A 23,722-nucleotide genomic window follows, 5' to 3' on the forward strand; every position below is an offset into this window, starting at 1 on the left:
TCGGCGCTGCACCTGATCGGCCGTGAACATCCCGTCTGCGCACACGCACTCGTCCCGTGCGGGGATATGTTGCCCAGGGCGAGTGCATCCGTCCTCCTGCGATGGTTTCATCTTCTTATGGATCCAATCGACGTCGGCGACATCTCTGACCTTAGAATCCGCCTTGAGGTGATAGCCGAGGAGGCGGATCGCCGCCTTGTCACCGTCTTCGGTTCAGGGATCAGCAGTGCGGTTCTCCCGGGTGTCCCGGAACTCACTCAGATCTTCCGGGATCATGTGCCGAAGCGGGGACGCGCCAAGTTCGATGAGACGATCACGCCCATCAACGATCCTGGCCTGAAGTACCAGAACGCCGCCGCCCTGCTGACCAAGCAGGCCGGGGAATCCTTCGTCATGCGGGCGATCCGCACCGCAGTGTTGCGGGCGTGCCGCGACGTGGCCGAGGAGGACGTGGCCAAGGTCGCGCGGGACGAGGAGTTGTGCCGGGCGTACGTCAAGTCCGGGAACTGGCAAATCCCTCTCGGTTACCAACGGTTCGCCCGGTTCTTCGCTGCCTTGAGTGGCAAGGTGCGGGGGCCGATCATCACCACGAACTTCGACCCGCTGATTGAGATCGCCCTACGCGAGGCGGGTGTTGATGCGGTCCCCATTCCGGTCCCCACGGACTCGGCCCCTACGCCGGAACAGTTGCGGGAGGCCGTTACCCAGCCCGTGCTGCACATTCACGGCTACTGGACGGGACCGGCGACGAGCAACGTGCCATCGAGGATCACCGCAGACCGGCCCAAGCTGGACTTGGTGTTGCAGGAGCTGCTGAGGAACTCCGTCGTCCTCGTCGTGGGTTATAGCGGGTGGCTCGACGGATTCATGAAGAGCCTGCGCAGCCGTGTCCTCAATGAGGCCGATCTACTGCAGGCCGAGGTGCTCTGGGCTGCGTACGAGACGGATGCCGCCGCCGTGGTCGGCGACGGGGTGCTGAAGGAACTCGCGGCGGCACCAGGATTCAGCCTCTACCTGGGAGTTGACGGGCACGAACTGTTCACCGGCGAACTCGATCGGGATGAGACTGAAGCTGACGAGACCTCCTCGCCCTTCGGGTACTCGCGCGTGCCGCGCAGGCCGGTCGCCGTCGCGTCGTATGTGCCGGGTGCCTTCGCGGAGGGCAGGCAGCCGGTGTGGGCGGACGCGGAGCCGGGTCGCTGGCCGGCACTCAGCACGGCGGTGACCCTAGAGGAGAGGGTACTCAAGTGGCTCGATGGCGGTGGCGGAGGCGGTGCGGTGGCCATCGGCCCGCTGGGTGAGGGCAAGTCCTTGGCCCTGCGTCAGGTGGCCCTGTCAGTGGCGGCGTCGCGCACCGAATGGAACGTTCTGTGGCGCGAACCGGGCGCACCTCCGATTACGGAGGCGTGGCTGAACGAAATCCGTTCCGGGGGGCAGACTCTGGTCTGTGTTGACGAGGCCGATCTGATCATGGACGACCTCGTAACCACCCATGACGTGTGGACGGCCGAGGGCTCGGGGATCGTGTTCCTACTGGCCAGCCACGATCGCTTGTGGTGGCAGGGCGCTGGCACCTATCTGAAGCGGTGGATCGACGACATTCTCTTTCACGGTATTACGGGCGACGACGCCCGGAACATCGCTGCAGCGTGGCAACGCATGGGGCTGCTGCCAAACGCGCTCCAGAACGTCGAAGTGGCTGCGAAACGGCTCGCCTCCTCGGCAGGTGTCATGGCCGCCGAGAGCAACACCCTCTTCGGAGCCGTCCTCGACGTCCGTTATGGCCCAGAACTTGGAAGCCGCGTCGAGGACCTCCTGCGCAAGCTCCGCGAGATCAAGCTGACCGACTCCGTCGACCTCAGCGACGTGTTCGCTGGCATTTGTGTGATGCAGCACACCCTCGACAAGGACGGGAACTTGAGCAGGGGCGCCAGCCGACCCGTGATCGCAGCCATGGTGGGGCTGGACGCCGTCTTTGCCGACGGCAAGATCCTCAAGACCCTCGGCCATGAAGCGGCTGTCACTTTCGCCGGTAACCGCGTGTACTGCCGGCACCCGGCCATCGCGTCGACGGTGGTCGACTACCTGCACAGGGAAGGGCCTGCTCAGAAGGTATACGAACTGGTCGGGCAGGCCGGCGGTGCCCTGATGGAGGCTGGTGCGAGCGACGTCGACGGATACCGTGACGCTTACCTGATCTCTCGTGTCCTTCCTGCGCCGGAAGCGGTGTGGGCCGCCACCGGGGCGGTCAAGGGCACCGGGTCGGGTGTGCTGGAGTCGCGTGTCTCGCTACTGAGGGCTCTACGCCTGGAAGGCAGACACCGGTCCGTTGCCTATGCTCGGGAACTGGCCCCGCGCGTACGCGACTACCGCGACTTCCACCGCGCAGTTCGGGGGTTTTTGGTGGAGTTCTCGATCTCCTTGAGGGACGACGGACACGCGCAGACGTCGGCCGGTCTGGCGGCGCTGGCGCTGGATGACAGGGTCGGTTTCACTCTCGACTCCGTCCGGGCGGGATACGCGCTTGTAAGCCTTGCCAAGTCCGCGGCGGGGCTAAATGCCCAGACGGGCGATGGGGTCACGATGGACGCCCCCGAGGTCTGCTATGTCCTTCTTGGGCGTATCCGCAGCGAAAAGGAAGCAGCGAGGTACCTGAACCAGCTCCGGCTCAAGCAACTCGACGACTTCCAGCAACTGCCCGCTGGCAAGCTCTGCGGCAGACTTGCCACCATGCTCCACAAGGCCGCCACCTCGGCCCTGCAGGAGATGGAGATACCGATCGAGCTGCACGACATGCTCTCTTTCGACAACCTGCGTCGGCTGGCCGAGCAGCGGCGAGGGCGGGCGTAATGCCCAGCTCTCGCAGCACGGTCAGGGAGGGGCGCTCGGCTGCTTCGTTTGGATCACCGAGAGGGCCACAGACCGGGGCCCTGTCTGATCTGGCGCGACCTCCTTCGCCCCGAGCGACTTGCTGGGAGGGCATTGGCGCCGTGCCTTCGTAGGCGGCGTAGCACTTTTCGATCGGTCGGTCCCAAGCGAGTTCTTCGTCGAGTGGGAGGAAGCCGCGTCTCCATCCGAGCGCCCGCCACCCACCCTCGACATTGGCCTATGGCACCTTGCCACAGGCGGGACCTAGCGGGGCGCTGTCCCGGCTCGGGCGAGGCAACTACTGCCGTCGTCGAGACGGTTGGCGTGAGCATGAATTCATCGTAGAGCCGTACAAATATGAGAAATTTTCCGCATGGTGAGACGCGTGAGCCTAGACTCCGTATTGGATATGCCAGCCTAGGGAACTAGTGGGACGGATCGCACGATGCTGGAGTTCATATTCGAGCGTCTAGATGTCACAATAAGATCATCTTGACCGAAATTAATAGCTGAGGTCGTCCGTCGGGTCGGCAACTCACCCGAGGTTATTCACCGCGTCTGCGAAGGCTGTATCTACGGCCAGGAAGATGCCATGAACACAAAGGTTGAAAAGGAGATGGGCTGGGTGTAGGTAGGCAGGGAATTCCGTTGCGTGTTCTCTAATTTACCATCCGAGAACACGCAACGGTGCTGCTAGGTGCAGTGTCAGGATCGTTTATTCCATGCTTGGCAAGCTACCTTGAACTTCTGAGCGCCCTTGCTGAGGCAGCATGCCAGGTTCTTGGCGATCGCTAGTCCTGATTGCATATGCTGCACTCATGAGGAATGTCACGAGTCTGAGCTTACTTTCGATCGAATCTGGATCTTTTTCCAATTTTGGAACCTCGACTACTAGCAGACCGTAGGGCTTCTTGTCTGCTAGCACGGGGCAGATCCAGGCGGCGCGATATTTGCCCGGCAAGTCAATGCGGTAATTGTCGGGATCCTTTGTGGGGTCCGAGATTCGCCTGATTCGACTGTTGCGTGCAATTTGATGCATGAACTTTCCGTTTTCACTGTCCATGTTGAATACGGAAGTGAATTCGGAAGGTGCATTTGTTGCAATTAGGCGAAGGGAGTTGACTCGCTCTAGAGAATAGAAGGCGCTCTTTGCCTTTGGGTGTGCCGCGATGGCCGCAGTTTCAGTAAGTTTTGAGATGATCTGTTTCAGGATCTCATGATCCTTGGGGTGATTTAGTGCAAGTATCCCGAGTTGCTCTGATGTGACTGTCACTGCTGATTCAAAAATTGCAGATTCCGTGCGCCCTGTGTTCTTGGCCCGTTCAACTGCGCCATCGACAATGAGGCCTGCTGTGCAAATCAAGATTGACAAAATCGCCGTGAATAGCACATCACCTGTTTGTGTGTAGGTGAAGAAAATGGCTGCGAGCGCACCGAAAAACGCAAAAGGGAATTTCCTGATCGGAAAGAATGGTGCGGCTTTAAGCGGATTCCGTGATGTGCCTTCCAGGGCCCTGTAGGGTTCCTCTGTAGTAGATCGGGAGTGCTCTTCTTCTTGCATCTCGGATCTACGCCCTTGCCTGTAGGCCAGGGGTGTATCCAAGAGTTCAGCCACATAGCGTGACCAGAGATCTTCCCCGGGAGGCTTTTCGACGTTCCGTGTGAGGAGGGAGTTCCAGTATCGGCTGCTGAACGAGCGACCTGTCATTCGACTGATTCCTCCCTCAGGTCAACTCGCGAACGAGGCACTCTGGGGTTCCCTCGGTCGGGCGCGGTGTTCGCGGCGGCGGCCGTGTGGCCCGACAGTTCAGAACCTGGGGTGTCGGACGACGATACGTCCGTTGCTTGCGCGTCAGTACTCGTGTCTTGGCCGAGCGCCCTAGCCGTTCCCAGTTGTCGCAAGAGGGCAGGTGCAGCGGCGCCAGCTGCTACTGCTGCGTACACGCCAGTCACTTGTGTGTGGAAGAGCCAGCCGGCGCCCGCACCCATGAGTACCCGTGTCAGCAGGGCAAGGCCATGCGCTGGCACATCGACGAACTTCTTCAGGCGCGGTTTCTTGCGGCCGCGTTCGGCCGCCTTTTGACGTTCCGTCTGCCACAAGGTGATCCGGCCAAAGATCACGACTGCTTCGACAACGGCGCCGCCGGCTGAACCACAAGCTGCCGCCGTAGCCCAATCCACTGATCGCACCTCGTGACTATGTGGGGCATCTGAGTGACGCTAAGTCTGGCAGGTTGCTTCGAATCATGGGGGCGTTTGCGCCTGAGCGGGGCTCGTCGACAGCTGGGGAGCAACAGCCTTCCGGGGGCCCGCACGATGCCTGCAGGTACTTCGGGCCAGCAGTGCTCAGCTCTATCGCGACTGGCGCGAACCAACGACAAAGAGTCGGACTCAGTGAGACTGAGTCCGACTCTCGTTGTCTGGCACTTCCGCAGGTCAGCGGCGTAATCACGCTGGTCCGGCTTCTGCGCCCCCGGCAGGATTCGAACCTGCGCACACGGCTCCGGAGCACAATCAGAGATTGCCTTGCAAATAGCCTCTGACCTGATAATTCCTTGATCGCTTAAGTTGTGCAGTGCCCTCCTGTATCGCAGACAGTGCGAAGCGGAAGTCGCCTCCGGCTCCTGCGTCCATGAGAGGTCGGCTTCGCCGACGGGCTGTAACACCCCGCGCCTGGGTGTTACAGCCGTCTGTGACCGGACAGCCCGGACACCGGCACTCCGGTGCGTTTCTTCTTGAGTGACCACCCCGCTGACCAGCCGCGATGCTGCTGATTCTCACGCGATTCGGCTGTCGGCCACAAGGACCTTGGAGCTTGGTGGCCCGTAGCACTGGGCTCCATGGATTTATCAGAGGGCGTTAAGTCCGTTTCCGATATTCCGCGTGCTGGTTGTTCGAGGAGTCCTTGGTGGACGGGTCGTCCCAGGCGTGAGCGGGTGACGTTGATCGAGGACTCGTCGGTGGGCAGGCCGAGGTACTCGTGCAGATCCACGGACGCGGAACACCTTGTCGGCGTGCGGCCCCGCCCCCCCAGGGCATCTCGCCATCGGCTCGCCCCTCACGGTAGCGGGCGGACTTCGCCGTCGTGGGCGAGGATCTTGGCCTCCACCTCGAACTCGGCAGACGTGAACTGCCGCGGTGGACGAGAGCGGGGGCGAGGAACCCGTCGACCATGGAAGGGGACGGTGCCGCGCAGGGCGGAGTCGCTGCCGAGCACGGTCACGCCTCTACAGCTGCTGTGTCATACGTCGACCTGCTCGAAGATGTGCGGGTACGACACGATGTCGTCGGGGAACTCGGCAGCCATGCGCTGGAACTCCGGGCTGCCGAACGCCGTGGCGAGAGCCTCGGTCGACTCCCAGACCGCGACGTTCATCAGAAGTTGACTGTCCGCCGTTCCCTTGTGCATCTGCAGGGAGACGAATCCCGGCTGAGCCTTCATGAACTCCGCCTGCCTCCGAAAGAGGGTCAGGAACGTTTCAATCCTCTCCTTCGGAACGAAGAAGGTGTTGGCCAGGACGATGGGCCCGGTCTTCTCCTTGAACTGCGCGAACATCGGCGTAATCGGGTCCAGGCTCTGCAGCTTGGCCATCTTCGGTACTTCCTCTCGCTATCGGTAGTCCCACGGCACCGAGGCCGGCCACCGCCGTACTGGGTCCGGCGACGCTCACGACGCTCGCTTGTCCGTAGGGGTACTGCTTTCTGGGACCGTTCCATCGTCCCGGCGTAAGCGGGCCGTGAAGTCAGCCGCAGTTCCCGTTCCGATGGGCGACTTCGGTCGGACCGCGCGCAGCCGTGTCATACGTGGGGATGACACCGGACCCTGAGGGGGGCGCGGGCTCGCGGCCGACACGGGCGGAGGTGAAATTCCGTGAATCCGCAGGAGCACCGCCCCGCATGTGGAAGGGCCTCCGGCAAGTGCGGACAGCCACTGTCGTGGGCTGATGCACCCTCAGAGGACGTCAAGTCCGTTTCTGGTAGCGGCTTCGTCCGGGTTGAGTGAGGAAGCCTTGACGGGTGAGGCGTCCGAGGCGGCTGCGGGTGACGTTCATGGCCGGATCGAGCTCGCCTCCTCGTCGGTCGGCGCGAGTTCCGCGATGACCTTCCGGGCGGTGGCCAACTCCGTGAGGCGTGCTTCGGTCTCGGCGAGTGCGCCGGTCAAGTCCTCTATCCGACACCGGAGTTCATCAGCATGGACAACGGCTTCGTCGTGGCGGGCCTGGAGATCGGTCAGGAACTCAGTGATGTTCACGCGGCCGCCCGGAGGGTGTCGCGCCAGGCCGGGGCGGGTGTGGTGAGGCGACGGGACATGTTCGCGGTGGAGGCCCAGTAGACGCGTGAGGCGGAGTTCTCGGGCCGGTGGTCGTACTCGCGGGCCAGGCGCCGGTGCAGCATCAGGGTGCCGTTGACCTGCTCGACCACCCACCGCTTCGGCTGCGGGACGAAGCCCTTGCCCTGGTCGGCCGGGTTGCGGTGGACAACCTCGACGGTGATGTCCAGCAGGGCACCGTGGATGATGACTTCGTCCTTGAAGCCCTGGTCCACCAGGGCCTTCTCCAGACGGTTCCCGCACCGTTCGGCCGCCGGGTCGAGCAGGACGGTGCCGGCGGCATTGTCATGGGCGGAGGCGGCCAGGACGACGACGCCGATGATCAGTCCCAGCATGTCGACGGCCAGTCCCCGCTTGCGCCCCGGCGTCCCCTTGTTCGCATCCAGTCCCGTCGTGGTCTTCGGAACTCCCGCAGCCGCACGCACGGACTGGGTGTCGATGATCACGAAGGACGGGTCCTCTAATCGGCGGGCCTTCTCTCACACCTGGCAGCGCGGGAGTTCCTGGATCCGCTGGTCAAGACCGTCCTGGCGCCAGAGCGTGAAGTAGTAGAACACCGCCGACCAGGCCGGCAGGTCATGGGGCAGGTAGCGCCACTGACAGCCTGTCCGGTTCTGATGGAAGATCGCGTTCACGACCTCCCGCAGATCACAGACGCCTGGGTCCCCGGTCGCCGAACGGCCCACGCGGTCCTGCTTCCAGGCCGTGATCATCGGCTCGATCAGCGCCCACTGCTCATCCAAGAGGTCGCTCGGATACGGTCTTCGTCCATGCCCGCATTCCAGCATGCGCATGACGAACAGTTGGCCCGTATGGCGATCCGTACCACGATCGAGCGATCACGAACCGAGGAAGATCGGACTTAAAGACCTCTCAGGTACATGGCGCTCACTCGAGAAGAAACGCACCCCACTTATTGCAAGCTTTCACTACGGCGACCCCGAAGGGAACCTGGCCGAACACGCCGGAAAACGTAGGCACGACCGGCGATCTGGCGTGCACACAAGTTCACTCATCCGTGCAGGCAACTTCAGACGCTGACACATTGATCACGCACGGTCACCAGCGAGTTGGTTTCCTTGGGGCACTGGCGACGGTTGAATACGAGAGCTCAGCAGTAGGGGCCGGGAAAGCTGAACGACAGTGCCAGGCTCGCGGGCAAGCCCCGAACGTGGTCGTAGCCCGTGGAGAACGGTCGGCTGCTGCGCACCCAGATCGACCACGTCCTGGTGAGCCGTGACTCCCAGGTGGACTCGGCGCACTTCGTTTCGCTGCCCGGCTCGGACCATCGGGGTCTCGTTGTCGAGCTGGAACTGCACGCGGAATCCAGGTAGTCATGGGGTGCCGGGCCTGTAGTGATGGTGTGCTGCGCGCAGGGCGCGCAGCTGGTCCTCGAAGCTGAACGCGTCCACGGAGCCTGCGTACGGCACCGGAAGCCAGACGGCTTCGCCGCTGCGCAGCTTGGCCACGACACGGAGGTTGTGGGTGCTGAGGCGGCGGTCGCCGGGTTGTACCCGCACGTCCTCGAAGCGGTCGATCTCGTCCCATTCCAGTCGGTGCCACCGCAGCACCGTGCGGTACCGCAGCCCGTCCTGGCCCGCCTCCAGGCGGCGCCCGAGGAACCCGAAAGCCGTTATCAGGGTCCCCGCAGCGAGGACCGAGGAGCAGCCCACCCACTGGTCGTGCCCCGGAACACCGAGACCGGCCGCGACCCCTGCCCCGATCGCCGCCAGCGCGGCCAGCGCGGTCACCCAGCGTGCGGACGCGCCCATGATGCGGAAGGACAGCTCGGCATCGCTTGTCATCCTCGTGATCCTTCCATTCGCCTGCTGCCGTGCGTAGATCCCGTCAGGCCGCAATTTGATGACCATGCCCCCCGGTGCGGGACGGCACGGTCGTCCACGGCTGATCTCAGCGTCTGCTGTCGCCGGGCGTGGGCAGGCTGGCCCGACACCCTGCCCGCCCTCGTTCTTGGCGCGATCCGTCGGGCCCCGGCCATCAACGACGACCCCACACTTCAGCTCCAGCGCAACCAGCAGCGGCGAGAGCATCCGCCGCCAGTGTCCCGAGCACGACGACCGCAGCACGGTGCGCACCCTCGCCCGGTAGCGGGCCTCGTTGGCAGCGGCTTCCGCTGCCAACGCCTAGCCGCACCCGTCGCCGCGGGGCTTCGGGGACGAGGTCGGCGCCGCTGCGGCTGCGCGGTTGGCGGGGTTCTGTGATCCGATCCGCGCGTTGCGCGGCTTCTTGTTCTTCTTACCCATGCCGCCCTGAACGAGCGGGGCCAATGGAGGTCGCCGGCGGGGGTAAAGGCCGACTCGTCCGTCCCGTTGTGCGGCCATTGTCGGGCGCGGAGGGTCGGCAGAGGCGGGCCCGGTGCCGTCTGACCGGTTACTGCATCAGTTCGGTGTGGGGGTGTTCCGGCGCCCCCGGGCAGATGTAGAGCTGCTGCTCGTAGCCGCTGCCGATCTGGACCGAGGTGGGCTGCAAGGGGTCGAAGCCGGTGGGCGATTCCTCGGCCGGGTTCTCGTACGGGAGCCAGCTGCGGGTGGAATCTTCGCCTTCGAACGTGGCGATTGTCAGGAGCGCATCCATCTCGCTGCCGCAGGCGGGGCAGAGCCGGGGGACGGGGTCGGTGGGGCCCCAGAAAGGCCAACCGCCGACTTTCCAGCCGGGCGCAACGGACAACGCGTCCCGGTAGAACTCCTCAGGGTAAGGCGCGTAGGAGCTGTCCACACCCGCGTCGGCTGCCTGCCACAGGCTCCAGTTCCCCAGCTGTTCCCGCAGCTCCTTGCTCAACTCCATGGAGTTGGGGCACTCGATGACCGCGATCCTGCTCAGCTAGTCCTCATACCTCGACGTGCATTCGACGTGCAGCAGTGGGAGACTTTATGGGGAGATTTTAAGGAATACCCACTGAGTGCCCCGCCTGGGAGGGATTCCCCATGGACCGGCTCCTTTTCCACATTCTGGCAGCCTTCGCACTTACCTCCTCTGCGTTAACACCGGCGGCCGCTGCGACAGCTAAGGCAGATGGCGACTGCATCCAGGGGTCATTCACCGCCACAACCGTCACATTGGACGGGGGCACGCTGAACATACGGGCTGCCGCAGGGAAAGAGAACAAGATCACCATCTCAGAGAGTGGCGGTTACGTACGGGTCACGGACGACGGAGACCAAGTGGTCGACGGACTCACCCACCAGCCAGCGACTCGGTGGCCCTCAGTAGGCACTCTGCGGATCGCAGTGTGTGCAGGGGATGGCGATGACGAGGTGTGGAACAACAGCAACCTGGTCTCGTTCGGCACCCACGGGGAGTCTGGAGACGACTTCCTTGTAGGTAATTCGAGGACCGAAAGGCTAATAGGTGGGGCGGGAGACGACACTATCTATGCGAAAGGAGGGGGTGACGCCGTCTATGGCTCCTCGGGAAATGATTATCTATACGGGCAGAACGGAGACGACAGGCTTTACGGCGAGCAGGGTAACGACACGATCGATGGCGGGTCCGGCGACGACTACGCAAACGGCGGAACGGGCTATAGAAACAAATGCTACAACGTTGAAGCCGATGTAAATTGCACCCCGAAGCGCAATGGCTATCCAACGCCCGTTTTCACCCGCTGACGGCGGGTCTCTCACCGGCCAACGATCTGCATGCAGCCGGGCTTGAAGTGCCGCCCCTCGTGATCAGGCACGCCCACTCCACCGCTTCCGCCAAGCCCCTTAGCGCTAGAGGTGCCAGCGGGTGGCCAAAACCCCTGTTGACCCGCGCTACCGACTCAGGCATCGCCTAGCGCTGCCCGGTACGCCTCGTATCGAGCCCAGGCGTTTTCGAACATCTCGATGGCGGCTGGGATGGCGCCGCACTCTTCGAGATAGGCGCGCTGGCCCGACCGCCCCTTCCGTGAGGGCCATTCGGGATCATTGGCGACATCGCGGGCGAGGTCGCCAATGCCACTCTCACGATCGGCTTGGGTCTTCAACCACGCTGTGAAGCTCTTCGGTTTGGGCGTGTCCACATCCTTCCGCACGGTCGCCCGACGTCGTCAGGGGTGCCCTATGCGTGAGTGTGTCGGAGGTGTGTCGCGAACGCTGAGAGACAACGAGAAAGAGCGGGAGTCAGTGAGACTGACTCCCGCTCTCTCATCTAGGCATCCGCCCAGCTCAGCGCCTGATTCTTGCTGGCTGTGTGGCGAGTGCCCCCGGCAGGATTCGAACCTGCGCACACGGCTCCGGAGGCCGTTGCTCTATCCCCTGAGCTACGGGGGCGTGTCGGGCGCGGTGTTCGCGGCGACGGGTAGAACCCTACCAGCTCTTTCGTGGGGGACTGGCATGGGTTTATGTGGGGGTGGGGCGGTGTTCGGGGGAGGGGGAGCGGAGGCGTCCGCGAGGGGCGTCCTGGGGGTGGTCGGGACCCCCGCACGGGGGTGGAAGTGGGGAAAACCCGGACGGCGCGGTGGGCGCGGACCTACTCTCGAGTTGTGCCAGGCGCGTCCGGCCGGGTGCTTGTTGTGGACGACAACAAGGTCATCCGGCAGCTGATCAGGGTCAACCTCGAGCTGGAGGGCATCGAGGTCGTGACCGCGGCCGACGGTGCCGAATGCCTGGACGTCGTGCATCACGTGCGGCCCGATGTGGTGACCCTGGATGTGGTCATGCCTCGGCTCGACGGGTTGCGTACCGCCGCCCGGCTGCGTGCCGACCCCCGGACCCGGAATCTTCCCCTCGCCATCGTCAGTGCCTGTACGCAGTACGAGGTCGAGAGCGGGCTCGACGTCGGCGTTGACGCCTTTCTCGCCAAGCCCTTTGAGCCTGCCGAACTCGTGCGGCTCGTAAGGGAGTTGATGGAGCGGAGGGGGAGTGGGGGCGGTGGTGGCGGTGCCTTTGGTGGGGAAGCGTTCGGTCCCGATGAGCTTGGCGCCGAGGAGCTCGGGGCCGAGGAGGCCCAGCGTGCCGGTCATTGAGCGGGCGCCGCGCAGCTGAGGGGTGAGGAGTCGGCGGTGGGCTCCCGCGCGAGCGCGTGTCCGTCTGTGTGTCGGTGAATCGGTGTTGCGTGAGAGTGGTGGGGTGGGTTTCCGTCGCCCGGATGCGGCCGTCGTGCGGCTCCGGCCCCGCTTCGCGGCGTCCCCGCACTCCGTCCGAGTACCCCTTGCTCCGTACACGCCGTTACCCGTACTCCGACACCACGGCCGACGCTCAACGACGTGGACGGTCACTCCCCCTTACGTCAGTGAGAACACCCTCGCCCTCCGTACCCCGTCCACATCCCGGACCCTTGCCAAACCGACTCGCCTACCCACCCCCCTCCTCCCCTACGCTTGTCCCGTGACCCCCGTCGAGCTCTCCCGCACCGTGCTGCGCGCGGTGCGTCGTGCCGTGGACGAGGGTGAGCTGAGCGTGGTCGTGCCGGTGCGGGCGGTGGTGACGCCGCCGGGGCCGGGTGGGTGTGGGGACTACGCCACGAACATCGCGTTGCAGTTGGCGCGGTCCGCCGGGCGGCCGGCTCGGCAGGTCGCGGAGATCCTGCGGCCCCACCTCACCCGCAGCGAAGGTGTCGCCGACGTCGCGATCACCGGGCCGGGGTTCCTCAACATTCGGCTGGGGGGTGGCGCGGGCGCCTCACTCGTACGGGAGATCCAGCGCCGACGGGACGCCTATGGGCACGGCGACATCCTCGCCGGGCAGATCGTCCCGCTCCGGATTCCGTACGACATCCGGGCCGAAGTCGTCGCCGACACGCTCGTACGGATCGTGGCCACCCAGGGCGGCCGTGCGGAGGTGCACCACATCCATCCCTCGCGCGCCGAGCCAGCAGGCACCGACCTCTCGCGCGCCGAGCCCCCGGGCACCGACCTCTCGCGTGCCAATCCAGCGGGCACCGACCTCTCGCAGGCCAAGACAGCGGGCAATGACCCCTCGCACGCCGAACCCCCACGCACCAGGGCACCGCAGGCCGATCCCCCGCGCCTCGACCGCCTCCACCGCCCCCACCCCCAGACCACAACCCTCCGCCCCACCCCCGCCCCCGAAGACCCCACCCCCCTCGGTCCCGACGCCGCCCGGTGGGCCCTGCTGCACCCCGCGTCCCACGACCGGCCGCGGATCAGTGCCGATCACCTGCTTCAGAGGGAGAGCAACCCCCTCTTCCGGGTCCGGTACGCCCACGCCCGCACCCGGGCCCTCACCCGTAACGCCGCCGCGCTCGGCTGCACCGGCGATCCCGGTGACGTACCCGAAGACGTACCCGGCGGCGACGAGCTCGTCGGGGCGCTCGCCGGGTATCCGGCCGTGCTGACGCAGGCGGCCCTGCACCGCGCGCCCGACCGGCTCGCCCGGCACCTCGTCACCACCGCCGACGCCCTCCTCGCCTTCCAGCACACCGTGCTCCCGCTCGGCGACGAGAAACCCTCGGCCGCCCACCGCGCCCGGCTCGCGCTCGCCGAAGCCGCCGGGACGGTGCTGGCCGGCGGCCTGTCCCTGCTCGGCATCAGCGCCCCTGACTATCTGTGACCGTCTGTGAGAGAAAAATGAGCCGTTCCGCACACCCCGCCGGGCCCCGTCACGCCGATGTCCTCACCGAGGGCCACTACAGCGCCCCGCCCGCCGACCTCAACGCCCTCGACCCCAAGGTCTGGGCGCACACCGTCAGCCGTACGGACGACGGCGTCGTCAGCGTCGGTGGGATGGAAGTCACCAGGCTCGCCGAGGAGTTCGGCACCCCCGCCTACTTCATCGACGAGACCGACTTCCGCGAGCGCGCCCGTGCCTGGCGGACCGCCTTCGGGCACGACGCCGATGTCTTCTACGCCGGGAAGGCCTTCCTCTCGCGCGCCGTCGTGCGGTGGCTGCACGAGGAGGGGCTCAACCTCGACGTGTGCTCCGGCGGTGAACTCGCCACCGCCCTCTCCGCCGGGATGCCCGCCGACCGCATCGCCTTCCACGGCAACAACAAGTCCGAGGAAGAGATCACCACCGCCATCGTGAGCGGGGTCGGGCGGATCGTTCTCGACTCCTTCCAGGAGATCGTCCGCGTCGCCCACATCGCGCAGTCCCTCGGCAAGCGGCAGCGGGTGCAGATCCGCGTGACCGTGGGGGTCGAGGCGCACACCCACGAGTTCATCGCCACCGCCCACGAGGACCAGAAGTTCGGGATCGCGCTGGCCGACGGGCAGGCCGCGGAGGCGGTGCGGCGGGCGCTCGCGCTCGACGGGCTCGAGCTCGTGGGCATCCACTCGCACATCGGTTCGCAGATCTTCGACATGGCCGGGTTCGAGGTCGCCGCCCGGCGGGTGGTGTCGCTGCTGGCCGCCGTTCGTGACGAGCACGGGGTCGAGCTGCCCGAGATCGACCTCGGTGGTGGTCTCGGCATCGCGTACACGAGTGACGACGATCCCCGCGAGCCGCACGAGATCGCGAAGGCACTGGGCGAGATCGTCACGCGGGAGTGCGAGGCCGCGAAGCTGCGGACGCCTCGGATCTCGGTCGAGCCGGGGCGGGCCATCGTCGGGCCCACCGCCTTCACGCTCTACGAGGTCGGCACCATCAAGCCGCTCGACGGGCTGCGGACGTACGTCTCCGTCGACGGGGGCATGTCCGACAACATCCGGACCGCGCTGTACGACGCCGAGTACAGCGTCGCCCTCGTCTCGCGCACCTCCGACGCCGAGCCCATGCTCGTCCGCGTCGTCGGCAAGCACTGTGAGAGTGGCGACATCGTGGTCAAGGACGCCTTCCTGCCCTCCGACCTGGCCCCCGGCGATCTCATCGCCGTACCCGCCACGGGTGCCTACTGCCGGTCCATGGCCAGCAACTACAACCACGCCCTGCGCCCGCCGGTCGTCGCCGTGCGCGACGGCGAAGCCCGGGTGATCGTCCGCCGGGAGACGGAGGAGGACCTCCTGCGTCTCGACGTCGGATGACCGGCCGGTCGAGGGAGGAATGACCGTGGCTGGTCGAGGTCGGAATGACCCACTGGTCGAGGTCGGAACGACTGGCTGATCGAGGTCGGAATGGACGGTCGGCGCAGGTGGAAGATCTTCTGCCGCCGCCTGTCGGAAAAATGAAATAGATGTCTCACGATCCGGACCAGGGATAGAAACTCCCGTCCGGTGAGTGAGACTGGTCCAACCGTAGACGGTATGAGGAAACGAGGTCGGATGATGCGTACGCGTCCGCTGAAGGTGGCGCTGCTGGGCTGTGGGGTTGTCGGCTCAGAGGTGGCGCGCATCATGACGACGCACGCCGACGACCTCGCGGCCAGGATCGGGGCCCCCGTCGAGCTGGCGGGTGTGGCCGTCCGCCGGCCCTCCAAGGTGCGAGAGGGCATCGACCCCGAGCTCGTCACCACCGACGCCACCGCCCTCGTCAAACGCGGGGACATCGACGTCGTCGTCGAGGTCATCGGCGGTATCGAGCCCGCCCGCTCCCTCATCACCGCCGCCTTCGAGCACGGCGCCTCCGTCGTGTCCGCCAACAAGGCGCTCCTCGCCCAGGACGGGGCAGCCCTGCACGCGGCGGCGGAGGCGAACGACCGGGACCTCTACTACGAGGCCGCCGTCGCCGGCGCCATCCCGCTGATCCGGCCGCTGCGCGAGTCCCTCGCCGGTGACAAGATCAACCGTGTGATGGGGATCGTCAACGGGACGACGAACTTCATCCTCGACAAGATGGACTCCACCGGGGCCGGCTATCAGGAAGCCCTCGACGAGGCCACCGCGCTCGGGTACGCCGAAGCCGACCCGACCGCCGACGTCGAGGCGTTCGACGCGGCCGCCAAGGCCGCCATCCTCGCCGGAATCGCCTTCCACACGCGTGTGCGCCTCGACGACGTGTACCGCGAGGGCATGACCGAGGTCACCGCCGCCGACTTCGCCTCGGCGAAGGAGATGGGCTGCACCATCAAGCTGCTCGCCATCTGTGAGCGGGCGGCGGACGGGGGATCGGTGACGGCGCGCGTGCATCCGGCGATGATTCCGCTGAGCCACCCCCTCGCCTCCGTGCGCGGCGCGTACAACGCGGTATTCGTCGAGTCGGATGCCGCCGGGCAGCTCATGTTCTACGGGCCGGGCGCCGGCGGCGCCCCGACCGCTTCCGCCGTGCTCGGCGACCTCGTCGCCGTCTGCCGCAACAAGCTCAGCGGCGCGACCGGGCCCGGCGACTCCGCGTACACCCAGCTGCCCGTCTCGCCCATGGGCGAGGTCGTGACGCGCTACCACATCAGCCTCGACGTGGCGGACAAACCTGGTGTTCTCGCCCAGGTGGCCACCGTTTTCGCCGAGCACGGCGTATCGATCGATACGGTGCGCCAGCAGGGCAAGGACGGCGAGGCCTCTCTCGTCGTCGTCACCCATCGAGCGTCCGACGCGTCCTTGAACGGGACTGTGGAGGCGCTGCGCAGCCTCGACACCGTGCGGGGTGTCGCCAGCATCATGCGGGTTGAAGGAGAGTAACCAGCAATGACCCACCAGTGGCGCGGAATCATCGAGGAGTACCGGGACCGGCTTCCGGTGTCCGACAGCACGCCGGTCGTGACGCTCCGTGAGGGCGGTACGCCGCTCGTGCCCGCGCAGGTGCTCTCCGAGCGCACGGGCTGCGAGGTCCACCTGAAGGTGGAGGGCGCCAACCCGACCGGGTCCTTCAAGGACCGCGGTATGACCATGGCCATCACCCGGGCCAAGGAGGAGGGCGCGAAGGCTGTCATCTGCGCCTCCACCGGCAACACGTCCGCCTCCGCCGCCGCGTACGCCGTGCGTGCGGGCATGGTGTGTGCCGTGCTCGTCCCGCAGGGCAAGATCGCCATCGGCAAGATGGGCCAGGCCCTCGTGCACGGGGCGAAGATCCTCCAGGTCGACGGCAACTTCGACGACTGCCTGACGCTCGCGCGCTCGCTGTCCGACAACTACCCGGTGGCGCTGGTCAATTCGGTCAACCCGGTGCGCATCGAGGGGCAGAAGACCGCCGCCTTCGAGATCGTGGACATGCTCGGCGACGCGCCCGACATCCACGTCCTGCCGGTGGGCAACGCGGGCAACATCACCGCGTACTGGAAGGGCTACACGGAGTACGCCGCCGACGGCATCGCCAAGCGGACCCCGCGCATGTGGGGCTTCCAGGCCTCCGGCTCCGCACCCATCGTGCGCGGCGAGGTCGTCAAGGACCCGTCGACGATCGCCACGGCGATCCGCATCGGCAACCCGGCCTCGTGGAAGTTCGCGCTGGCCGCGCGGGACGAGTCCGGCGGCTTCATCGACGAGGTGACGGACCGTGAGATCCTGCGCGCCTACCGGCTGTTGGCCGCGCAGGAGGGCGTTTTCGTCGAGCCCGCGTCCGCCGCGTCGGTCGCCGGTCTGCTGAAGGCCGCCGAGCAGGGCAAGGTCGACCCCGGCCAGCGGATCGTCTGCACGGTCACTGGAAACGGGCTCAAGGATCCGGACTGGGCCGTTGCGGGCGCCCCGCAGCCGGTTACCGTTCCTGTGGACGCGGCCGCGGCGGCGGAGCGGCTCGGACTGGCGTAAGGCAAAAGAGCCGTAAGCAAAGGGGCCCGGACCGGCGGACGGCGGGGTGGGCAGAGTGGCGTAAAGCCGCCTGGCGCACATCCGCCAAAAGCCGTCGGGGCCTGTCAGAGGCCATCAGCGGCGGGCGGAATTCGCCAGAAGTTGGCGAAATCCGGCCGCCGCCAAGGCCACCCCTACCGCAACCCGACAGGGGGTGCACGGGGGGCTTACGACACGCATCGTGCGCCTCCTGTGCGCCCTATGTCGCCACAGAACCTTCCTTCGATAGGCTGTACCGAACCCGCCCGCCGCATATGCCGCGGTGCCGCGCCGTCAGTGCAGTCAGGACAGTCACTGCGGTCTCCGGGTCTTCCGTACGTATCGCAGTCCCTCTCGCAGTTCATCCGAGTTCATCCGAAACACGCAGTTCCTCTCGCAGCACATCGAAAATCTCGTACATCACGCAGCTCAAGGAGAGTCATCGAGCGATGGCCGGTCCAGCGTTCCGCGCCGCCGCCGTCCGGGTGCGCGTCCCCGCCACCAGCGCCAACCTCGGGCCGGGCTTCGACGCCTTCGGCCTGTCACTGGGGCTGTACGACGACGTGGTCGTCCGGGTGGCCGACTCCGGGCTGCACATCGACATCGCAGGTGAGGGCAGCGAGACGCTGCCCCGCGACGAGAATCACCTCCTCGTACGCTCCCTGCGCACCGCCTTCGATCTGCTGGGCGGACAACCGCGCGGCCTCGAGATCGTCTGCGCCAATCGCATTCCGCACGGGCGGGGCCTCGGCTCCTCCTCTGCCGCCATCTGCGCCGGAATCGTCGCCGCGCGCGCCGTGACCATAGGCGGCGACAGCAAACTCGACGACACCGCGCTTCTTGAGCTCGCCACCGAGATCGAGGGCCATCCCGACAATGTCGCGGCCTGTCTGCTCGGCGGATTCACGCTCTCCTGGATGGAGGCCGGAGCCGCACGGGCGATCAGGATGGACCCTGCCGATTCCATCGTTCCGGTGGTTTTCGTTCCCGGAAAGCCGGTTCTCACCGAGACCGCGCGCGGTCTCCTGCCGCGCACCGTTCCGCACGTCGACGCCGCCGCCAACGCGGGCCGGGCCGCACTGCTCGTCGAGGCCCTCAGCCGGCGCCCCGAGCTGCTGCTGCCCGCCACCGAGGACCGGCTGCACCAGGAGTACCGCGCCCCGGCCATGCCGGAGAGCGCGGCGCTGGTGGAGCGGCTGCGGGCCGACGGCATCCCCGCGGTGATCTCCGGCGCGGGCCCCACCGTCCTCGCGCTGGCCGACGAGGAATCCGCCGACAAGGTCGCTCATCTCGCAGGTCAGGGCTGGGCCGCCAATCGGCTGGACCTCGACGAGGCGGGGGCGTGCGTCCTGCCGCTCGCCCCGGCGGGCGTCCATTAAAAGCGCGCGGTTGCCGGATTTGGAGAGGGGGAATGTTTGTTGGATCCGGTAGTGTTAACCTCAAGTCTGCACCCGACCCCACCATGGCGAGGTGCTTCGTGTCCCCGTCCGGGACAACCATTCTTCCGGGAGCCTCCCAAACTGCTTTGTGCCATGCATTGGGTGCTATGCCCTGAGCAGTGCTGAGCACGCTCCGGAACCGGCGTGACCGTGCCGATGACACCGCAATTCAGTGCCACGGCTCCGGAATCGTCATCACCAGATATGTCTTCCGCCTCTTTGGCGGACCACCGCCCCGGCACGGTCCACACAGCAAGGACCAATGCCGGACAGCACAACCGGTCGCCGAGCCAGACAGGCCGACGTCCGCTCCAGGGAAGGACCCTTCGTGAGCGACACCACCGATCTGATGGGCGCACGTGTCGAGGAGACCGCTGCCGCGCCCGCCACGGACGCCTCTGCCGCGCCTGCCTCCGGTGCCGGCTCCCGGCGGCGCCGCGGTACCGGCCTCGAGGGCATGGTGCTGGCCGAGCTGCAGCAGGTCGCGTCCGGCCTCGGTATCAGGGGCACCGCGCGGATGCGCAAGAGCCAGCTGATCGAGGTCATCAAGGAGGCGCAGGCGGGCGGGGGTGCCCCGGCCAAGGCCGAGGCCGCCACCGAGACCAAGCCGAAGCGCCGGGCCACCTCCAAGGCTCGTACCGGCGACGACGCCGCTCCGGCCGCCGAGAAGAAGGCCGCCGAGAAGCCCGCGGCCGAGAAGGCCGTGGCCCAGCAGCAGATCGAGATCCCCGGCCAGCCGGCCAGCGACGACGCCCCCGCGGGTGAGCGCCGCCGTCGCCGTGCCGTCGCCGAGGCCGGCAGCCCCGAGACGGTCACCGCCGAGGCGAAGAGCGAGCCGAAGGCCGCCGTCGTCGAGACCCCCGCCGAGACCAGGACCGACGCCGGTGACGGTGTCGACGGTCGGCAGGGCCGCCGGGACCGCCGTGACCGCGGCGAGCGTGGCGACCGCGAGCGGGGCGGCCGTGACCGTGACCGCCGCGGTGGCAAGGGCGACGAGCAGCAGCAGGGCCAGGGCCAGGGCCAGGGCGGCGCCGGCCAGCAGCGCCAGGACCGTCAGGACCGTCAGCAGCAGGGCGGCGGCCGTCAGGACCGCCAGCAGCGTGACAACGGCCCGCAGGACGACGACGACTTCGAGGGCGGCCGTCGCGGCCGTCGCGGGCGCTACCGCGACCGTCGGGGCCGTCGTGGGCGCGAAGAGTTCGCCACCAACGAGCCGCAGCTCGCCGACGACGACGTCCTGATCCCCGTCGCGGGCATCCTGGACATCCTCGACAACTACGCGTTCATCCGTACGTCCGGCTACCTGCCGGGCCCGAACGACGTGTACGTGTCGCTCGCCCAGGTCCGCAAGAACGGTCTGCGCAAGGGTGACCACGTCACCGGCGCGGTCCGTCAGCCCAAGGAAGGCGAGCGCCGCGAGAAGTTCAACGCGCTCGTCCGCCTGGACTCCGTCAACGGCATGGCGCCCGAATCCGGGCGCGGGCGACCGGAGTTCAACAAGCTGACGCCGCTCTACCCGCAGGACCGGCTCCGTCTGGAGACCGACCCGGGCGTGCTGACCACCCGCATCATCGACCTCGTCGCGCCGATCGGTAAGGGCCAGCGCGGTCTGATCGTGGCCCCGCCGAAGACCGGCAAGACCATGATCATGCAGGCGATCGCCAACGCGATCACGCACAACAACCCCGAGTGCCACCTGATGGTCGTCCTGGTCGACGAGCGTCCGGAAGAGGTCACCGACATGCAGCGGTCGGTCAAGGGCGAGGTCATCTCCTCGACCTTCGACCGCCCGGCCGAGGACCACACCACGGTCGCCGAGCTCGCCATCGAGCGCGCCAAGCGCCTCGTGGAGCTGGGCCACGACGTCGTCGTCCTGCTCGACTCGATCACGCGTCTGGGCCGTGCGTACAACCTCGCCGCCCCGGCCTCCGGCCGCATCCTGTCCGGTGGTGTCGACTCGACCGCGCTGTACCCGCCGAAGCGCTTCTTCGGTGCCGCGCGCAACATCGAGGACGGCGGCTCGCTGACCATCCTGGCCACCGCGCTCGTCGACACCGGCTCGCGCATGGACGAGGTGATCTTCGAGGAGTTCAAGGGCACCGGCAACGCGGAGCTCAAGCTCGACCGGAAGCTCGCCGACAAGCGCGTCTTCCCGGCGGTGGACGTCGACGCGTCCGGTACCCGTAAGGAAGAGCTCCTGCTCGGCAGCGACGAGCTCGCCATCACCTGGAAGCTGCGTCGCGTGCTGCACGCGCTCGACCAGCAGCAGGCGATCGAGCTGCTGCTCGACAAGATGAAGCAGACGAAGTCGAACGCCGAGTTCCTGCTGCAGATCCAGAAGACGACGCCGATGCCGGGCAACGACTGACGACATCCGCACAGCTGAGGGCCGCTCCCCGTGACGGGGGCGGCCCTTTGTGCTGCCTGGGACACATGTACGATCGCGCTCTCTTTCAACGTATGAGTCTCAGGGGGGACTTGAGTGGATACGTCCATGTCCGGGCGCGGTCGTCACAGACGCCGGATACACATCGCCGTGCCCGTCGCGGCGGCGGCTCTGGCGGCAGCCGTCGGGGGTGCGCTCCTGATGTCGTCGGCGAACGCCGCCACCGCGCAGCCGGCTCCGCTCGCCAAGACGAGCGGCACCTCGCCGAGCCTGGCCACGCTGCAGAAGCGGATCGCCGGAGCCATGGCGAGTGACGGCACGGCCGGACAGCCGACGACGAAGTCCTCGTCGAGTGCGAGCGCGAGCGCGGGTACGGGTACAGGTACCGGCTCGGGCAAGACCGCTACCACCGGTACGAGCACGGGTGCGAGCGCGAACACGAGCGGCGCCTCCGTCGACCCGAAGATCATCGGCGGCACCACGACCACCATCACCACCGCCCCGTGGATGGCCCAGCTCTGGTACCTCGACGACAAGGGCACCAGCGACACCAGTGACGACTTCGGCTTCTTCTGCGGGGGCTCCGTCGTCTCGCCGACGAAGATCCTCACCGCCGCGCACTGTGTCAAGGACGAGCACGGCAAGAGCTACGACTGGAAGGCCCACGGCGCCGTCGTGACCGGCACTTCTCAGCTTCCCTCGGCAGGCGGAACCGATCTGCACGGCGGCACCGCCACCCCCGTCCTGCGGCAGTGGAACCACCCCTCCTACAACGCGTCGACCATCGACAACGACATCGCGGTCCTCACGCTGGACGGGCCCGTCAAGGCCAAGCCGATCCGGATGACGACGTCGGGCGACACCGCCTCGTACGCCTCCGGCACCAAGGCGACGCTCTACGGCTGGGGCCGCACCTCCTCCGCCACCCAGGACATCTCCGAGACCCTGAAGACGGCCACGCTGCCCATCAAGTCCGACACCACGTGCGGCGGCTACTACAAGACCGAGTTCATCAAGGGCCACATGGTCTGCGCGGGCAACCCCGCGACCGGCAGCGACACCGGCACCACCTCCGCCTGCAACGGCGACTCCGGCGGCCCGCTGATCGTCGGCGGCCGCATCGTGGGCGTCGTCTCCTGGGGCGTGGTGGACTGCGTCGAGAAGGGCGCGTACAGCGTCTTCACCAAGGTCAGCACGTACGTCGGTGCCGCCTACCCGCGCGTCGACGACACGAACCTGAGCGGTGACCACAAGGCCGACCTGTTCGTCCGCAACTCCTCCACCAAGACGCTGTACGAGAAGGACTCCAACGGCACCTCGTTCGGCGCCCGGCAGTCGTGGGGCGGCTGGAGCACGTCGAACGTCGTCCTGCAGGCAGACCTCGACCGGGACGGCTACCAGGACGTCGTCGAGCGCCGCACCTCCAACGGCGACATCCACTGGTGGCACTACCTGCCGTCCACGGGCAAGTGGGCCGACACCAAACTCTTCAGCGACTGGAAGACCCGCACCCGCGTCGTCGCCCCGGGCGACGTCACCGGTGACGCCCTGCCCGACCTGCTCTCGGTCGACTCCGGCGGCGTCCTGTGGATCTACCCGGGCAAGGGCAACGGCACCTTCTCGGCCCGCGTCAAGGTGAGCTCCGGCTGGAACCAGTACAACTCCCTGCGCGCCCACGGCGACTTCACCGGCGACGGCAAGGCCGACCTGATCGCGCGCAGCAAGACCGGCTCGTACGTCTATCTCTTCAAGGGCACCGGCAAGGCGGGCTCCGGCGCGTTCTCCAGCCGGATCAAGGTGCGCACCTGGGCCGGCTACAACGCCTTCGACGCGGTGGGCGACGTGACCGGTGACGGCAAGGCCGACTTCCTGGCCCGTACGCCCGCCGGCACGCTCTACCTCTACCCCGGTACCGGCAAGGCGACCAGCGAGATCTTCGCCACAGCCATCAAGATCGGCACTGATTTCAAGCAGTACGACATCTTCGGCTGAAATCGCAGGTGAGCGAGGTTTCCTCGAACTCGCCCGTCACGCACTGTGCCCATCGCGCCACGCGGTGGGCACAGTGCGTTGTGCAACCCTTGCCCGAGTTTCCCCGTCTGACCGTACGGAGCGACCATGAGGCACTACATGGCGCACCGGACCGGGCTTGGCCCTGAAAG

At 66.7% G+C, this 23,722-nt stretch carries 18 protein-coding genes, 1 tRNA gene and 1 pseudogene; 12 read left to right on the forward strand and 8 right to left on the reverse strand.

Annotation, left to right across the window (positions count from 1 at the left end):
• Nucleotides 1–117 precede the first annotated feature (117 nt).
• Complete coding sequence (locus KVT44_RS18555; RefSeq protein ID WP_217567831.1) at nucleotides 118–2,850, forward strand: SIR2 family protein; 2,733 nt, start codon at nucleotides 118–120, stop codon at nucleotides 2,848–2,850.
• 733 nt (nucleotides 2,851–3,583) lie between these two features.
• Here KVT44_RS18555 and KVT44_RS18560 read toward each other — a convergent pair.
• Nucleotides 3,584–4,429 carry a GAF domain-containing protein gene (locus KVT44_RS18560; protein ID WP_217567832.1) on the reverse strand — a complete coding sequence of 282 codons (846 nt, stop codon included), beginning with the start codon at nucleotides 4,427–4,429 and terminating at the stop codon, nucleotides 3,584–3,586.
• A 398-nt stretch (nucleotides 4,430–4,827) separates the two neighbouring features.
• On the opposite strand from KVT44_RS18560, the gene KVT44_RS18565 reads away from it, so the two are divergent.
• The gene (locus KVT44_RS18565; protein WP_217567833.1) at nucleotides 4,828–5,019 is read left to right on the forward strand and encodes a hypothetical protein; all 192 of its coding nucleotides are present in this window, start codon (nucleotides 4,828–4,830) and stop codon (nucleotides 5,017–5,019) included.
• Nucleotides 5,020–6,109: 1,090 nt separating this feature from the next.
• Here KVT44_RS18565 and KVT44_RS18570 read toward each other — a convergent pair.
• From KVT44_RS18570 to KVT44_RS18580, 3 genes and pseudogenes are all read right to left on the reverse strand, one after another.
• Complete coding sequence (locus KVT44_RS18570) at nucleotides 6,110–6,460, reverse strand: antibiotic biosynthesis monooxygenase (protein ID WP_217567834.1); 351 nt, start codon at nucleotides 6,458–6,460, stop codon at nucleotides 6,110–6,112.
• Nucleotides 6,461–6,916: 456 nt separating this feature from the next.
• Nucleotides 6,917–7,120, reverse strand: a complete 204-nt coding sequence (locus KVT44_RS18575) for a hypothetical protein (protein ID WP_254649552.1) — start codon at nucleotides 7,118–7,120, stop codon at nucleotides 6,917–6,919.
• Nucleotides 7,117–7,986: pseudogene (locus KVT44_RS18580) on the reverse strand (IS5 family transposase). The gene KVT44_RS18575 and the pseudogene KVT44_RS18580 overlap by 4 nt, the downstream one beginning before the upstream one ends.
• A gap of 396 nt (nucleotides 7,987–8,382) precedes the next feature.
• On the opposite strand from KVT44_RS18580, the gene KVT44_RS18585 reads away from it, so the two are divergent.
• A complete protein-coding gene (locus tag KVT44_RS18585; RefSeq protein ID WP_217567835.1) occupies nucleotides 8,383–8,532 on the forward strand; it encodes a hypothetical protein in 150 nt (49 codons plus the stop codon).
• On the opposite strand, the gene KVT44_RS18590 is transcribed toward KVT44_RS18585, so the two are convergent.
• Nucleotides 8,533–9,003 carry a PH domain-containing protein gene (locus tag KVT44_RS18590; RefSeq protein WP_217567836.1) on the reverse strand — a complete coding sequence of 157 codons (471 nt, stop codon included), beginning with the start codon at nucleotides 9,001–9,003 and terminating at the stop codon, nucleotides 8,533–8,535.
• 586 nt (nucleotides 9,004–9,589) lie between these two features.
• Nucleotides 9,590–10,003 (reverse strand): hypothetical protein, encoded by a 414-nt coding sequence (locus tag KVT44_RS18595; RefSeq protein ID WP_217567837.1) that lies wholly within the window; start codon nucleotides 10,001–10,003, stop codon nucleotides 9,590–9,592.
• Nucleotides 10,004–10,143: 140 nt separating this feature from the next.
• On the opposite strand from KVT44_RS18595, the gene KVT44_RS18600 reads away from it, so the two are divergent.
• Nucleotides 10,144–10,827, forward strand: coding sequence for a calcium-binding protein (locus KVT44_RS18600; protein ID WP_217567838.1), 684 nt, complete (start codon nucleotides 10,144–10,146; stop codon nucleotides 10,825–10,827).
• 155 nt (nucleotides 10,828–10,982) lie between these two features.
• Here the strand turns inward: KVT44_RS18600 and KVT44_RS18605 are convergent, their stop codons facing one another.
• Both KVT44_RS18605 and KVT44_RS18610 read right to left on the reverse strand, forming a co-directional pair.
• Nucleotides 10,983–11,222, reverse strand: a complete 240-nt coding sequence (locus KVT44_RS18605) for a YozE family protein (RefSeq protein ID WP_217567839.1) — start codon at nucleotides 11,220–11,222, stop codon at nucleotides 10,983–10,985.
• 178 nt (nucleotides 11,223–11,400) lie between these two features.
• Nucleotides 11,401–11,472: transfer RNA gene (locus KVT44_RS18610), tRNA-Arg, on the reverse strand.
• 158 nt (nucleotides 11,473–11,630) lie between these two features.
• Here KVT44_RS18610 and KVT44_RS18615 point away from each other — a divergent pair.
• The 8 genes from KVT44_RS18615 to KVT44_RS18650 all read left to right on the forward strand — a co-directional run bounded on the left by KVT44_RS18615 (nucleotide 11,631) and on the right by KVT44_RS18650 (nucleotide 23,552).
• Complete coding sequence (locus KVT44_RS18615; protein ID WP_308314043.1) at nucleotides 11,631–12,167, forward strand: response regulator; 537 nt, start codon at nucleotides 11,631–11,633, stop codon at nucleotides 12,165–12,167.
• Nucleotides 12,168–12,528: 361 nt separating this feature from the next.
• Complete coding sequence (gene nrtL, locus KVT44_RS18620; protein ID WP_217567840.1) at nucleotides 12,529–13,713, forward strand: ArgS-related anticodon-binding protein NrtL; 1,185 nt, start codon at nucleotides 12,529–12,531, stop codon at nucleotides 13,711–13,713.
• Between the two features lie 17 nt (nucleotides 13,714–13,730).
• Complete coding sequence (gene lysA / locus KVT44_RS18625; RefSeq protein ID WP_054233238.1) at nucleotides 13,731–15,122, forward strand: diaminopimelate decarboxylase; 1,392 nt, start codon at nucleotides 13,731–13,733, stop codon at nucleotides 15,120–15,122.
• Between the two features lie 240 nt (nucleotides 15,123–15,362).
• Entirely contained in the window at nucleotides 15,363–16,652 is a 1,290-nt protein-coding gene (locus KVT44_RS18630; protein ID WP_075028992.1) for a homoserine dehydrogenase, read from the forward strand.
• Nucleotides 16,653–16,658: 6 nt separating this feature from the next.
• Complete coding sequence (thrC, locus tag KVT44_RS18635) at nucleotides 16,659–17,717, forward strand: threonine synthase (RefSeq protein ID WP_217567841.1); 1,059 nt, start codon at nucleotides 16,659–16,661, stop codon at nucleotides 17,715–17,717.
• Nucleotides 17,718–18,184: 467 nt separating this feature from the next.
• The gene (gene thrB, locus KVT44_RS18640) at nucleotides 18,185–19,114 is read left to right on the forward strand and encodes a homoserine kinase (protein ID WP_054233236.1); all 930 of its coding nucleotides are present in this window, start codon (nucleotides 18,185–18,187) and stop codon (nucleotides 19,112–19,114) included.
• A gap of 388 nt (nucleotides 19,115–19,502) precedes the next feature.
• Nucleotides 19,503–21,542 (forward strand): transcription termination factor Rho, encoded by a 2,040-nt coding sequence (rho, locus tag KVT44_RS18645; RefSeq protein WP_217567842.1) that lies wholly within the window; start codon nucleotides 19,503–19,505, stop codon nucleotides 21,540–21,542.
• Between the two features lie 126 nt (nucleotides 21,543–21,668).
• A complete protein-coding gene (locus KVT44_RS18650) occupies nucleotides 21,669–23,552 on the forward strand; it encodes a trypsin-like serine protease (RefSeq protein WP_217567843.1) in 1,884 nt (627 codons plus the stop codon).
• The last annotated feature ends 170 nt before the right edge of the window (nucleotides 23,553–23,722 follow it).

It is taken from the genome of Streptomyces sp. GbtcB7, from assembly GCF_019091445.1.
In the GTDB taxonomy this organism is placed as follows: Bacteria; Actinomycetota; Actinomycetes; order Streptomycetales; family Streptomycetaceae; genus Streptomyces; species Streptomyces mirabilis.